Source organism: Halalkalibacter okhensis (assembly GCF_000787375.1).
Classification (GTDB): Bacteria; Bacillota; Bacilli; order Bacillales; family Bacillaceae_D; genus Halalkalibacter; species Halalkalibacter okhensis.
Window position 1 is genome coordinate 1 of the sequence record NZ_JRJU01000068.1, and the last position, 12492, is coordinate 12492.

At 40.1% G+C, this 12492-nt stretch carries 15 protein-coding genes; 1 reads left to right on the forward strand and 14 read right to left on the reverse strand.

Features of this window, described 5'->3' with window-relative positions; genetic code table 11:
- Positions 1 to 262: 262 nt before the first annotated feature.
- Positions 263 to 460 (reverse strand): cold-shock protein CspD, encoded by a 198-nt coding sequence (gene cspD, locus LQ50_RS23500; RefSeq protein ID WP_034634086.1) that lies wholly within the window; start codon positions 458 to 460, stop codon positions 263 to 265.
- Between the two features lie 547 nt (positions 461 to 1007).
- On the opposite strand from cspD, the gene LQ50_RS23505 reads away from it, so the two are divergent.
- Positions 1008 to 1958, forward strand: coding sequence for a DUF6612 family protein (locus tag LQ50_RS23505; RefSeq protein ID WP_034634087.1), 951 nt, complete (start codon positions 1008 to 1010; stop codon positions 1956 to 1958).
- A 147-nt stretch (positions 1959 to 2105) separates the two neighbouring features.
- Here LQ50_RS23505 and LQ50_RS24550 read toward each other — a convergent pair whose 3' ends face one another.
- The 13 genes from LQ50_RS24550 to LQ50_RS23570 form a co-directional block, all read right to left on the reverse strand.
- The gene (locus LQ50_RS24550) at positions 2106 to 4160 is read right to left on the reverse strand and encodes a methyl-accepting chemotaxis protein (RefSeq protein ID WP_052144933.1); all 2055 of its coding nucleotides are present in this window, start codon (positions 4158 to 4160) and stop codon (positions 2106 to 2108) included.
- 295 nt (positions 4161 to 4455) lie between these two features.
- Positions 4456 to 5238 carry an ABC transporter permease gene (locus tag LQ50_RS23515; protein ID WP_034634089.1) on the reverse strand — a complete coding sequence of 261 codons (783 nt, stop codon included), beginning with the start codon at positions 5236 to 5238 and terminating at the stop codon, positions 4456 to 4458.
- On the reverse strand, positions 5235 to 6128 hold the full coding sequence (locus tag LQ50_RS23520) for an ABC transporter ATP-binding protein (protein ID WP_034634090.1): 894 nt from the start codon (positions 6126 to 6128) through the stop codon (positions 5235 to 5237). Before LQ50_RS23520 ends, LQ50_RS23515 begins: the two co-directional genes overlap by 4 nt.
- Before the next feature lie 11 nt (positions 6129 to 6139).
- Positions 6140 to 6340, reverse strand: a complete 201-nt coding sequence (locus LQ50_RS23525) for a PLDc N-terminal domain-containing protein (RefSeq protein WP_237563787.1) — start codon at positions 6338 to 6340, stop codon at positions 6140 to 6142.
- A 5-nt stretch (positions 6341 to 6345) separates the two neighbouring features.
- A complete protein-coding gene (locus LQ50_RS23530) occupies positions 6346 to 6561 on the reverse strand; it encodes a hypothetical protein (RefSeq protein ID WP_034634093.1) in 216 nt (71 codons plus the stop codon).
- Positions 6548 to 6880 (reverse strand): YxlC family protein, encoded by a 333-nt coding sequence (locus LQ50_RS23535; RefSeq protein WP_034634095.1) that lies wholly within the window; start codon positions 6878 to 6880, stop codon positions 6548 to 6550. The genes LQ50_RS23530 and LQ50_RS23535 overlap by 14 nt, the downstream gene beginning before the upstream one ends.
- On the reverse strand, positions 6867 to 7409 hold the full coding sequence (sigY, locus tag LQ50_RS23540; RefSeq protein ID WP_034634096.1) for an RNA polymerase sigma factor SigY: 543 nt from the start codon (positions 7407 to 7409) through the stop codon (positions 6867 to 6869). Before sigY ends, LQ50_RS23535 begins: the two co-directional genes overlap by 14 nt.
- Before the next feature lie 1084 nt (positions 7410 to 8493).
- The gene (gene fliT, locus LQ50_RS23545) at positions 8494 to 8856 is read right to left on the reverse strand and encodes a flagellar protein FliT (RefSeq protein ID WP_034634098.1); all 363 of its coding nucleotides are present in this window, start codon (positions 8854 to 8856) and stop codon (positions 8494 to 8496) included.
- Positions 8856 to 9266 (reverse strand): flagellar export chaperone FliS, encoded by a 411-nt coding sequence (fliS, locus tag LQ50_RS23550; protein WP_034634099.1) that lies wholly within the window; start codon positions 9264 to 9266, stop codon positions 8856 to 8858. The genes fliT and fliS overlap by 1 nt, the downstream gene beginning before the upstream one ends.
- Positions 9267 to 9298: 32 nt before the next feature.
- On the reverse strand, positions 9299 to 11149 hold the full coding sequence (fliD, locus tag LQ50_RS23555; protein ID WP_034634101.1) for a flagellar filament capping protein FliD: 1851 nt from the start codon (positions 11147 to 11149) through the stop codon (positions 9299 to 9301).
- Between the two features lie 110 nt (positions 11150 to 11259).
- Positions 11260 to 11628: a flagellar protein FlaG gene (locus tag LQ50_RS23560; protein ID WP_034634102.1), complete on the reverse strand. Its 369-nt coding sequence runs from the start codon at positions 11626 to 11628 to the stop codon at positions 11260 to 11262.
- Positions 11629 to 11733: 105 nt separating this feature from the next.
- Positions 11734 to 11934, reverse strand: a complete 201-nt coding sequence (locus tag LQ50_RS23565) for a YjfB family protein (protein ID WP_034634107.1) — start codon at positions 11932 to 11934, stop codon at positions 11734 to 11736.
- Positions 11935 to 12108: 174 nt separating this feature from the next.
- Positions 12109 to 12348 (reverse strand): hypothetical protein, encoded by a 240-nt coding sequence (locus LQ50_RS23570; RefSeq protein WP_034634104.1) that lies wholly within the window; start codon positions 12346 to 12348, stop codon positions 12109 to 12111.
- Positions 12349 to 12492: the final 144 nt, after the last annotated feature.

Sequence of the window (12492 nt, forward strand, 5' to 3'; positions counted from 1 at the left end):
CCGCTTAGTTTATATGAAAAAGGGAAGAGCTTCCTTTTTCTCAGCATGCGAAACATTGGCAATGGCTCCACTCGCTGCACGCCTAAAGGAGAAGTTCGCTCCTTTAGGCTTAAAACATTGGCAGCGGCTCCGCTCATTGCTTAGTTGTCCAGCGAAAAGGCAAAGTACGACCTTTTCGCTGGACAACTAAAAGCCTACCTCAGAAAACTGAGGTAGGCTGTATGGTTTTAGCTATGATTCATTTCCTACCCAGGAATGTGAATTAAAGCTTAACTACGTTCGCAGCTTGTGGACCACGAGCACCTTCAACGATTTCAAATTCTACGTCTTGACCTTCGTCTAAAGACTTGAATCCATCAGAGTTGATAGCTGAGAAGTGTACGAATACATCGTCTCCATCTTCGCGCTCAATAAATCCAAAACCTTTTTCTGCGTTAAACCATTTTACTTTACCTTGCATGCTTTCACATTCCCTTCGTAACTAAAATACTGTGGTGTTTTTTTCCACACGTTTAATATAACAGCGCTCTCACGCCTTTGTCAAACGCTTGATAGGTCAGACAACTCGCCAAATGTCAACATTCAGGGGTTGTTTTTGTCGAAAAATGTAATCGCTTACTTGTTTTTTCTTCCCTAGCCTTCTTCACCTACAAACGTTTTTAGAAATAAACTGAATAAACATAATTCAGATTTATTTCAGTTACTATGTATGATTACCTAACGACTTTTATTGTATTCATACTTTATTCACAGTAAAATAGAGACAGATTTTTACAAATACCAACAAAGTACTACATACTTTTTGAAAAAATTAGATAATCCTTCCTGCTAAGCTCGCGGCCACTAGACCTACTTGCTTCTTCCGCACGTGCCCAGTTTAGCTTTCGATGTACACTGACTCAAAAATGAGGGAGTGTACATTTTTTAATTCTGTCTTTTGTCTCTATAAATTCATGATAATGTTTGCTAAAATAAAGTGTTCTATCATTTGGGGAGGGAGGAACTAAATGACACATAAATGGTTCCTACTAATAAGTGCATTTGTTTTTCTTACGGCTTGCAGCAAAACGGATCCTGTTATTCAAGCAGAGCCAACGCAAGAGGACAAGGAAACACCAGAAGCAAGAGAAAGTGAACGTGAAACGGAAGACATCCTTACAGTTGAAGAAATCTTATCAAAGTCACTTGGCGAACTGCAACATGTAGAGAGTCTCTCATCCACAAAGGAATTAACACAACATATCTCATTGCCAAATGAAGATCCCTTTTCCACGACAACAAGTTTATACACAGAAGTGATCCAAGACCCAATATCGATGTATAGAAAAAGAGTGTCCGAAGTTCCTATTATGGGTGACTTCATTACAGATATTTATGTAGTGGAGGATGGCATTTATTTTCGGGACGGATTAGAAGATACTTGGTTTACTTATCCAGAAGATGTAACGTATGAAGTCATTGCCATTGAAGAAGCACAAGTGAATCCTCAAGAACAACATTTAGAGCTATTAGCAAGGTATGCAGAACAACTCACTTTCGAAGAGACGGATACACATTTCATTTTATCATTTAAAGGAAACCCTGATGTTCTCACTGCTTTTGCACTAGAACTAAACAACCTTATGTTAGATGAACTGGCTACTGAGCTAGAAGAATTTATGACGATGGCTGATATTCAAAAGCTAGAGTATAAGTTGTTCATTGAGAAGGAGACCTATTTACAAACGGAATGGACGATGTCACTCGTGCTCGATTTGACTTTAGAAGAAGATTCGATTCAAAGAGAAATACATGTAACTGAGTCACTTGAACAATTTAATGAAATTTCAGAAATCATTGTTCCGCAAGAAGCATTAGACCATGCTGAAGAGTTCAATCAATACTTCTCAGAGTTTGAAGATTTACATAACTTTGACATGAATGACTTCAAGCATGTCGAAGATCCAATTAATTATTAATGATTAGCGGTGCCTTCTTCACAGGCATCGCTTTTCCCTTGCAATAAGTACGAACTAATGTTCCTATTATAAAATACTCAAGTCCAGATGTAAATATGTCTATAAAAAAAGCACTGATAAAGTTATCCTAATCAGCGCTTTCTTTCTTTACACTTTAAACGTACGTATGAGTCTTTGAAGCTCTTCGGCCATGGAGGATAAGGATGAAGCAGATGACGTAATATCCTGCATCGATGCAACTTGCTCCTCTGTTGCAGCTGAAACATTTTCGGTGCCTGCTGCTGTTTCAATAGCTACCTCTTTCACAATTGTCATTGTACTAAACATTTTATCTGTTCCTATTGAAAGACTTGTAACCAACGACGTCACTGCTTGAATTTTTGTAAAGACTTCTTCAATCCCTTGCTCAATCTCGTCAAATCGGTGGCCTGTATTATCGACAATTTCAATCCCTTCACCGACTTCTTCTGTCACTTTTTCCATGGACGTGACCGCATTTTTCGTTTCAGACTGTATCGTTAACAATAAGTTGCTAATTTGGTTAGCCGAATTGGAGGATTGCTCTGCCAGCTTACGAACTTCCGCTGCAACGACAGCAAAACCTTTTCCATGTTCTCCCGCTCTTGCTGCTTCTATTGCCGCATTTAATGCGAGTAAATTGGTTTGATCAGCTATCTCCGTTATCACCTTTGTTATTTTCCCTATATGGCCAGCATGTTTATCAAGGGCTTGCAATACTGTACTTGTATCGTTCACAGTTTGATTAATAGAGTTCATTTGTGTTACTGCCACCTCGATCGACCCCCTGCCTTCTTTCGCTTTTGCTGTTGTTCGAACAGCACTAGTTTTCACACTTTCAGCACTATCAGCGATTTGCTCCACACTTTCTGCCATTTGTTCTACGGTCTCTGCCGTCTGCTGAACACTTGATAATTGTTTGTCCTTTCCAGCAGCTACTTCCTCTGTTGTGTGAGCGATCTGTTCCGTTACAACCGTCATTTGCTCTGCACTTGTCGATAATTGCTCAGATGAAGCGGCAACCGTTTCGGCATGATCCGCTACTTGATGAATCATCACGCGTAGCTGTGAGGACATTTTATTAAACGAATTTGCAAGATTGCCAATTTCATCATTACTTTTAATTTCTAACTTCTCTTCCGTTAAATCACCAGAAGCAATTTTTTCTGCGTGTTCGGAAATTATGGCGATTGGTTTCAGCCTTCTTTGAAGATATAGGGCTAAACCAAGGAGGAGAATCACGGTTAACACAGAGGTCACCATAATCGTCGTGAACACATTACTCATTAACTCACTTTGAACTTCCTGTAAGGACTCGTTCGCCATCGTCGCATTGAGAAAATATGGTTCCGTATCAATTTTTGCATACAAAACGTATGGAACACTTCCATCTATTGAGACAGGATAAAACATCTCTGCCGCTTGACCTTCCATTAAAAGAACGGGTTCACCCTCGCTATGCGCCTTTTCTATGTAGCTATTTTCAATTGATTCTCCCTTATTCCACATCGACTCTTGACTGTCTTGTAATGATTCTGCCAACACGGTATTTGCTGAATCCACTAAATACAAGGCTTCCAGCGAATCATTGTTTTCGATGTAGTCAGCGAGCAGGCTTTCAAACACACCTACCTCTTGGCCCACTTCAACGACACCCTGTCCCTCTTCTCTACCGATCGATAAAAACTTATAAATTTCCCCCGTCTGACTTTTAATGATTAACGGTGTCACATAAAACTCCATATCATCGCGCATGACTTCTCGATGCTCCTCATTCATTGAAAACAAGTTCATATCGACATATTCATCTTCTGTTGTATGAGTAATAAACCCTGTTGTATCAGTTAACATCGCGTCTTCCACCCGAATCAACTCAGCAATCTCTCGTACATTTTCATTTGATAATTCTTGTTTCGCATCAAATTGTTGAAGAGTATAGGCCGCATTGAGCATCGTCTGATTCACCTGTTCTTCCAAAAGTCGAACTTGAGTTGAAATATCCTTCGTTAAAGTGTTCAAATTTTGCCTTACACTCTCCTCAGACACTTCCGTCATTTCTGACACTAGCCCATTCGTTTTATCACTTAATTTATTCGTCTCATATATTTGAAAAAGAACAGAACTTCCAACCAACAATACGATTAACACACAAACGATACTAATAATCCTTACCCTTAATGACATCCAAACGTCCTCCTTCATTTCAAACAGGTGCTTCCTTCCTACTAATCTGTATTCATATCTTACCTTTCACCTTTTATGTCGTCATCAGTTATAACAACCAACGATTCGACAAAAAAATAGCCAACTCATACAAAGAAAGACGTATTTTGTCATGTTTTTAAGGTGTGTATAGGAGTAAAGTCCCGAGCTGCGGTCATTCGTTCATGTCAGATTTATTGCCATCTTTTTTAGACTAATAAAAAAAGCCAAACTTAGAAATTCTAAGCCTGACTACCTTGTTTACCACCCTATTTCATCATCCCTCATAACTCTCAAACCTTTTAAACGTAAACACCGCTAATAAAAAGCATAAAGCTGACAATCCAACCGTACTGCCAACAACAATCCACACCGAGCGAACCCACTCTCCTTCTATTAAAAGGATGGACGCCTGAGCTCGAATATTACCAGGACTCCATTCCATGTATTTGGGTAAAAGTGTTGTCAGAATACTAATTACTCCTAAAAAAAGTACACTAACCCCAGCAATCCCACCATTATTTTTCAACAAGGTTCCTGCCAAAACGGTCACAGCGACAATAAATACAATCCACAGACTATAAACAACTAAGCTGCTAAGCATCATCTTCCAAGATACGGATGAAAAGAGCAGATTCGTATAGTACCACGTCAAGACGTAGCTCGCGATAAGTGACACAAGCAAAATGACGAGCTGAGCCACCCACTTACTACCGATGTATTGCCACGCGTGAACCGGTCGCACCATCACAAGAGTCAACGACCCATTTTGCCGCTCTTGAGCAATGATCCCCATCGTTGCAAGGACAAACAACAACGTTCCGATCGTACCATACTGCGACATCGTCCCGATCAACACCTCTTCCCCTGATGGTGTTGGAAAATCAATCACCGTTCCTTCTGGAAGGTTTCCAGCCGCTTCCAAAATTTGCGGCATGTAATACGTTGTCAACGGCTGTGACACACCAAGGATCATCAGCACAACCGGGAGCCATATCCACTTGCCGTTTCTCGTGCTTTCTTTCATTTCTTTTTTTATTAGCACCCAAAAATTGTTCATCGTTCCATCACCTTCATATAAGCATCTTCTAATGATTCTTGCAGCATTTCATAATGAACAACTGTCGCATTTTGTCGAACGATTTCTTGCAACAGCACCTTGGATTTTGACATATCACTCAAAGTAAGCGTTGCTGTCGTGATGTCGTTGTACTGAATATCTTCTATATAATCGAGCTCTTCAAGTAAACTCCCCAGCGGCTCAACCGTTTGAAGCTTTATCGCAAGCTGATCAAATTCCTTTCTTAACGCTTGCAATGGACCGTTCCATTTGAGTTCGCCGTCTTTTAACATTAAAATTTCCTCACATACTTGCTCTGCATCATGCAAAATATGAGTTGAGAACAAAATCGTCATCTTGCTTTTGAGTCGTTCAATAAGCTCGAGCACATCCCGTCTTCCTGTAGGATCAAGCGCTGACACCGGTTCATCTAGAATCAGTAGTTCCGGCTCATGAAGCAATGCTTGCGCTAAGCCAAGCCTCTGTTTCATCCCTCCTGAAAAACCGCCAATCTTCTTATTTCTTACATCTACTAAACGAACAAATGCCAACGATTCTTCAATCCGATCATCAAGCTGTTTTTTCGGAACATTGGAAAGCTCCCCAGCAAACTGAAGAAATTCCTTTGCCGTCATCCAATTAAAAAAGGAAGGATGCTGCGGTAAAAAGCCAATAAGCGGCCGATAATCCTTTTTCTCATATTTAGTAAACTCAATTGCTCCTGATGTTGGCGTTACTAATCCCGCCAACATTTGCAACGTCGTAGTTTTTCCCGCTCCATTTGGACCAAGCAGCGCAATACACCGCCCTCTCTCAATCTGAAAAGAAATCGACTTCACTGCCTGATGCTCTTTGTACGTCTTACTCAAATCATTAATCGAAACAAGCATCCAAATCCCCCTTAACTATTTTTACGCCCTAAAACAAAGTAAAGGATCGCTCCTAGCAAATTGACCAATAAGATAATCAAAATCCACATCCATTTAGGTCCATTCGTCTCCTCTTGTCTGACACAGCTTATGAGTGCTGCAAATGTCAAAATGGCTTGTAACACTAAAAATGGTGCAAGCAAGCCCCAGTTGATCTCACTTAAAACATCCAAACTCATCACTCCATTTCACTTCGTTTTTCCTTTTTTCTTCGAGGCAAGATCACAAATAATAAATAAAACACCGTCGGCATCGGAAACTGAATGAGACCCCAAATTCCCCAAAACCAAGCAAAGCTCCCTTTTTTCTTCGCATCAATAAACAAAAGTATACTTTGCGTCAAAAGCACGACAACTAGGAGTGGAATGAGCACATACAATTCAAATGTCGTCATATATAACCGTTCCTTCCCGCTTCTTTCTTTTGATCAAGAAGAACAAAACAACCGGCGCACCGACAACAGCCACTACTTGGATAATAATAAATAGGACTGGCGCTTGAAGTAGACTCATCAATGTGACACTAAGAATGAAGAGCGCTGTGACTAGAAACACAATCAGTTCCTTGTAAAATAATTGTTTTTGCTTCACTCGATAGGTTGAAAGCTGCTCCTTCACCTCAGAAAACGTCACAGAACGTTCTCCCAGTTCATCAAGCTGCTGCCAATCCTGCTGTAATTTCCGGATATGCTCTTGATCTTCACTTCGCTTCATAATCCCACTCCTTTCGTAACTGTTTAATCCCATTGTGAACGCGCGATTTCACCGTGCCTTCACGAATGCCAATCATCTTAGCAATCTCTCCATACGTAAACCCGTAATAATGGTGCAAAAGAATCGGTAGCCTTACATCCGCATCAAGTTGATTAAAATCAACAAACACATCGCTCCATTCCATCCCTTTCGTCTCTGCCTGCCAAGAAAGCTGCCGTGACAACGTCTGCTTCATTTGATCCAGCCACTTCCGCTCACGCTTTTGCTTCCGGAGAAGATCGATATACAACCTTGAGGCAATCGAGATCATCCACGTCGAAAACTTCGCCTCTCCCTTGTACGAGGAAAGACGCGTGTAGCACTTCATCATCGTATCCTGCGCCAAATCACGACTCACTTCCTCATCCAGCGTCAATTTCAAAAGATATTTAAATAGGAAAGAATAATAACGTTGAAAGAGATGGGCGAACGCATCATCATCGCCAGCAAGTGCTTTTTCAATTAATCGAACGTCCTCCTCATGTTCCATAAAGAGCTCCTTTCTGTTTGCTCAGTTATATGACGACCAGTAGTAGCGGATCGTTCATTTTGATTTTATTTTTTTTGAAGGACGTGGTGATCGTCATGTTTTTGGGGAAATTCAATGGAAATACCCTACAACACTAGCCTCACAGAAAACAGGGATTTTCTCCCAAGTCAACGGGTAACCAGCCGAGGGGAATGACACTCCGCTTTCATCGGGTGCCCGGTGAGTCTCCTCGGCTGTCGCCTGCGGGTCTCACATGTGTGTCACTGGTACCGCAAGAGTCAACGTATCATTTCCCTGCTAGGTTACTTTTTATCTTTAAATGTATTTATTTTCTGCCTTCGCTATCTTGATATTCAACCAGTCTAACGATGAGTGCAAGGCTAGTTTATGAACAAACCAACTCCATCCCTCTTTCAGCCAAAATCTATGAACAGAAATTACTTATTGTCGCTTGTATCATTTTAATCGTAGAAAACAACCCCTTTATAAGCAATAGTAATCGTTTATTTAAAAAGCAAAAAGCCAGACCTCCTCTTTGAGCCGGCTTTCTTTTATACGCCACACTTATCAAAAAACACTCCAAGCAACATTGGAACCTCATACGGCTGATCGTATTTGCTTCCTATTTTTTCACTAAATTACTATCAGATTGGCTCGAATTTCTGCACCGATCATTTCTAATTGTTTATTCAAACGTTTGTTTAGCTTAAGCGAGCTCGTTCACTGTCGTTAAATCCTTAAAGCCGGACCATTTCAAGTTGTTATTCAAACGTTTGTTTAACTTCTTTGCTATTTTCTACCACATTCCTTAAAATCCAGTCATCCGAACAAACTGAATTACTACTTTCTACTATGTAAAGACCTCCTCCATTCTATTTTTTTAGCGAAAATTTCAATATATCGGCGAAAAACAAAATATAACTGCGATAAATGAAATATAACGGCGAAAAACTCATTTTATCAGCGAAACCCGACTTATTAGCAAGTTTCCACTCTTAATCGTATAAACAAACACGTTAAAAGCACATAATGCCTGTTTATTTGCAAATAAAAAAGTCAGCTCCCCTCATGAGCTGACTTTCTTCTATACACCACGCTTATCAAAAAACACTCCATCTGACATTGGGCCATCATACGGATTGTCGTATTTGCGCCCTGTTTCTTTTTTTCGTTTGATATCTGTCAGATTAGCACGAATTTCCGCACGGAGCATTTCTAATTGTTTATTCAAACGTTTGTTTAGCTTGACCAATTCTTCGCCAAGTTTCTTTTCTGGCTCGGACAGCTTACTAGAATCGATCCGGACAATAAAATGATCACGCTGGGCCAACCTTTCATCGACCTCAGCAATAAACAAATCACGCTCATCATCCTCCTTCGGCAGTCCCTGCTTCACAAATTGAAATAGCAATTCCGTTTGAAGGTAGAGCTCTTTTACTACAGACATTAGGCTCGACCACCCGTACCCGCACCGTGGCGCTGCTGACGATCGAGTTGGATTACTTCTTTCCACGTGTTCCGGAATTCTGTGACTAACTCTTCTGCATTCGTAAGAGCTTGAACATCGTTTTTCACATTCGCATCAACGAGTTGACTCATAATAAAATCATACATCCGCATCATGTTTTGACCAACTTCGGAATCCGTCTTTAACGTGACCATTAATTCACGGATGATGTTTTGTGCTTTTGTGATCGACGTGTTGCGCTGTTCAACGTTCCCAGCTTCAATGGCTTTCTTTGCCTGGTTAATAAACTTTAAGCATCCGTTGTAAAGCATTAATGTCAGCTCACCTGGTGATGCGGTTTTCATTGCGTTTTGTTTGTAGGCGTTAGCGTTGTACATGTTTGTTGCCATCTTTACCCTCTCCTAATTAAACGTTTATTTGATTATCCTTGCGGGAATAGCTGAGCAAACAACGCCTCAGCTTGTTGATTGGCTCTGTTAACGGCTGCGTCCATGGCATTAAATTGGCGCCAGTAGCGCTCTTCGACTTGTTGGAGGCGACGTTCGAAATTGGAGATTTGATCGTTAATTCTTGTTAAATTACGACCTAACGCAAATTGGTTGTTTTGAACCTTTCCGCGCATGCCCCCAGCACGATCGGCAATAGCACCAATTGCCCCGTCTAATGTACTACGCAGCCGACGTGCAATTCCTTTTTCACCATCAGTCTCTCCATTAGCTGCAAACAACTGGAATACACCTTCGACATCTTGCTCAATTGCTTGACGTAATTTATCTTCATCAATTTCAAGCTTTCCGCCATCCATATAATTAGCAGTCGTTTTTATACCAATTGTCGTTAATTGGTTGAAAGCCGTACTGAGTTGGCCATTTACAGGACTATACAAATCCATTCGCATCCGATCAACCGCACTACGCATCGCTGAATCACCACGTAACAACCCACTACGAGCACGCTCTTCCCATTTTTCTATCTCTTTTTCAGACATCGCATCTTTTTGTTCATCTGTTAATGGGCGATAATCACGGTATCGTTCTTCTTTTAATTTTCCATTCACTAAATCAAGAATTTCATTATAATCATCCACAAACTTTTTTATCGTATCAAACACTTTATCTGTGTCGGTTGACGCTTTTAAATTGACTTCCCCATCAAACGTGTCTCGTAACGTAACCGTCATTCCAGAAACAGTAAACGTATTCGAACGACGCTCTGTTTCAAGACCATTTAAATTAAACTTAGCATTTTGCGCACCATGATCATAAACGATCATCGTTTCAGGCTCATCTGGATCTTCAACCGGATCAAAATTTAATTTTAGGGCATCACGGAGAAAAGCTCCTTCAAACTCAATTTCCTGTCCCCCTTCATTAAAGGTCCCTGTGGTCGAACGAGACACCGTAATCTTATCAGAAAATTCATCATAAAATCCATTTATCCCCACGCTTGAACGATTTAATTCATTAAAAACAGCCGTCAACGTCTGATCCGAAGTAAAGACAAATTTATCCCTTTGTATTCCGATCGCATTAAAAGTTGTTACCCCAGCAGCCGTATAACGATGTTTAGGGTCAGTAGAACCTTCAGGTGCTTCCGTAATAAACACAGTAGATAAAGAAGTTCCTTGCGCAATACGTGATTTAAAGTAAAGTTTGCCATCATCGGGATTTAATCTCACTTGATTGTCTTCTAATTCAACCTCACTTGTACTAGAAACCACGTCGTATACTTTTCCATTTACTTTTACAACCATATCACCTGTATTAATAATGTCCGTACGATTTAAGTCTACAACATTCGAATTAGCTGATTGTCGAATCGTTTGACGATTGACCACTCCGCTTTTCCAAAAGTCTTCTTCGACGTCAAACTTTTGAGAGCCTAATGCACCACTTGCACTGATTTTCGTCTCACCAGAAATTCCACTTCCAGCCGCCGTTTGACTGCTATACGTTGCTGCTTTAGCCAACTGTTGGACACTAGAAACACGAATTGACATATTTCCAGCGGTTGAAGAAGCAGTGGCCGTTACTAAACTATCGTTTGAACTTGTAACAGACTTTGACTGCATAATATTTTGACGCATCACTGTATCAAATATATTTGTTCTAAAGGCGTCTAACTTACGATTGATCTCACGGTAATCCTCCATTTGCCATTCAATGATTTGCCGATCTTGGATCATTTTATCAACTGGCATTCGTTGCGCTCGCATTAAATCTGTTACGATTTGATTAATATCCATTCCAGTTGCCATACCTGTAATTCTCATCTGCCACACTCCCCTCGGATTAACTATTAATATTAATATCGACAATATCATAGTAATAGTTAAGTCTCCTTACAAATTTGCTTTATGGAAAAGCTGAAACATCGGCTCCTTTACACTCTTTCATCAAAAATTAATCCTGCATGCTTTAGCATAGAAGCCACCATATCCAAAAACTCTTCAGGTGGAATTTCCTTCACGACTTCATCTGTCTCTTTATTTACAACTTGAACATATAATCGGTTCAGGTCTTCATGGATGTTGAATTTAATGGCGGTATTGCTTGATTCTAACAGATCATTCATTCCCTCAACCTTCTTATCTAATTTATCCTTAGAATGAGAGATACTTTCACGATGCTCCTTTAATTCTTCCACACCTTTTTCAATAATCGACCGTGGTGATTGATCGTGAATGCTTCCATTTGATTTCAACTTAACCAATTCAGAAATTCCTTGTGAAGAAGTTCCTTTGATATCCATGACATGCCCCCCTAGGTTATAACCTATTTTTCTTTATATCGGCATGCTTTCGATATTTTTATAGAGCAAAATAAAAAAGCCCTCAATAGGAGGACTCCTAATAAATTATACTTTTACATCAATCGAACTCCCCAAGTGAGGCTGAGCCGCCTTTTGGATCGCTTGGACATCAGCCGAACCAATGAGTTTCTGCAACGATTCCCCTTGTTGTTCCGCATTACCTAACGCCTTTTTCATAACAGACATACTAGCCTGTTGCTGAACTTGTCCTTGATTTAAAGACATGGAAAGAAGTGCAATATCCATGAAAATCCCCTCCATCCAATTATTCTCCTTGATATAGTGTATCAAACTCTATCTTTTTTTGTAACCATTTTAAAGAGAATTTAGTGGTTTTGGCCCCCACTAGTGGTAAGGATATTACACGAAACTACGACCAGTTTAACAGGCACATCAAATTATTGATTACACTCAAATGAACTAGTGAACCATTGGTTGTAACTGTTTTTCCAAACATTGAATTTCCTCTTTTAATCCATTTAATTGACTATTTAGCTTCTCCACCTCCAAAGCAGATAAACTATGTTCAGAAGCATATTCTGCTATCTTTTTCATCTCATATAGTTTGTCTTCTATATTAGCCAAGATCCGATCTTGTTCTTTCGCCCATCGTAGTTGTTCTTCGAGGAACAGCATGTGCTCCTGTTGGTCTTTGTTCATCAGTCCCACCTCTCTCTATACTGCCAGCTTTTTATTATTATCGACAGAATTTCACAATTGTTAATAAACTGTTGGATGATAAAATGTCAATTCACTTTTGTATCTAACCAATGATTAACCTTTAGAGATTTCTTTAGGAGTAAA

Bases quoted from the DNA above. Each gene is read 5' to 3' on its own strand.
- fliT (WP_034634098.1), bottom strand. From the start codon at position 8,856: ATGTCTGTAGTAAAAGAGCTCTACCTTCAAACGGAATTGCTATTTCAA.
- LQ50_RS23535 (WP_034634095.1), bottom strand. From the start codon at position 6,880: ATGAAGCGAAGTGAAGATCAAGAGCATATCCGGAAATTACAGCAGGAT.
- LQ50_RS23530 (WP_034634093.1), bottom strand. From the start codon at position 6,561: ATGACGACATTTGAATTGTATGTGCTCATTCCACTCCTAGTTGTCGTG.
- cspD (WP_034634086.1), bottom strand. From the start codon at position 460: ATGCAAGGTAAAGTAAAATGGTTTAACGCAGAAAAAGGTTTTGGATTT.
- LQ50_RS23505 (WP_034634087.1), top strand. From the start codon at position 1,008: ATGACACATAAATGGTTCCTACTAATAAGTGCATTTGTTTTTCTTACG.
- LQ50_RS23565 (WP_034634107.1), bottom strand. From the start codon at position 11,934: ATGGATATTGCACTTCTTTCCATGTCTTTAAATCAAGGACAAGTTCAG.
- LQ50_RS23515 (WP_034634089.1), bottom strand. From the start codon at position 5,238: ATGAACAATTTTTGGGTGCTAATAAAAAAAGAAATGAAAGAAAGCACG.
- LQ50_RS23520 (WP_034634090.1), bottom strand. From the start codon at position 6,128: ATGCTTGTTTCGATTAATGATTTGAGTAAGACGTACAAAGAGCATCAG.
- fliD (WP_034634101.1), bottom strand. From the start codon at position 11,149: ATGAGAATTACAGGTATGGCAACTGGAATGGATATTAATCAAATCGTA.
- LQ50_RS23560 (WP_034634102.1), bottom strand. From the start codon at position 11,628: ATGGATATCAAAGGAACTTCTTCACAAGGAATTTCTGAATTGGTTAAG.
- sigY (WP_034634096.1), bottom strand. From the start codon at position 7,409: ATGGAACATGAGGAGGACGTTCGATTAATTGAAAAAGCACTTGCTGGC.
- LQ50_RS24550 (WP_052144933.1), bottom strand. From the start codon at position 4,160: ATGTCATTAAGGGTAAGGATTATTAGTATCGTTTGTGTGTTAATCGTA.
- LQ50_RS23570 (WP_034634104.1), bottom strand. From the start codon at position 12,348: ATGAACAAAGACCAACAGGAGCACATGCTGTTCCTCGAAGAACAACTA.
- fliS (WP_034634099.1), bottom strand. From the start codon at position 9,266: ATGGCAACAAACATGTACAACGCTAACGCCTACAAACAAAACGCAATG.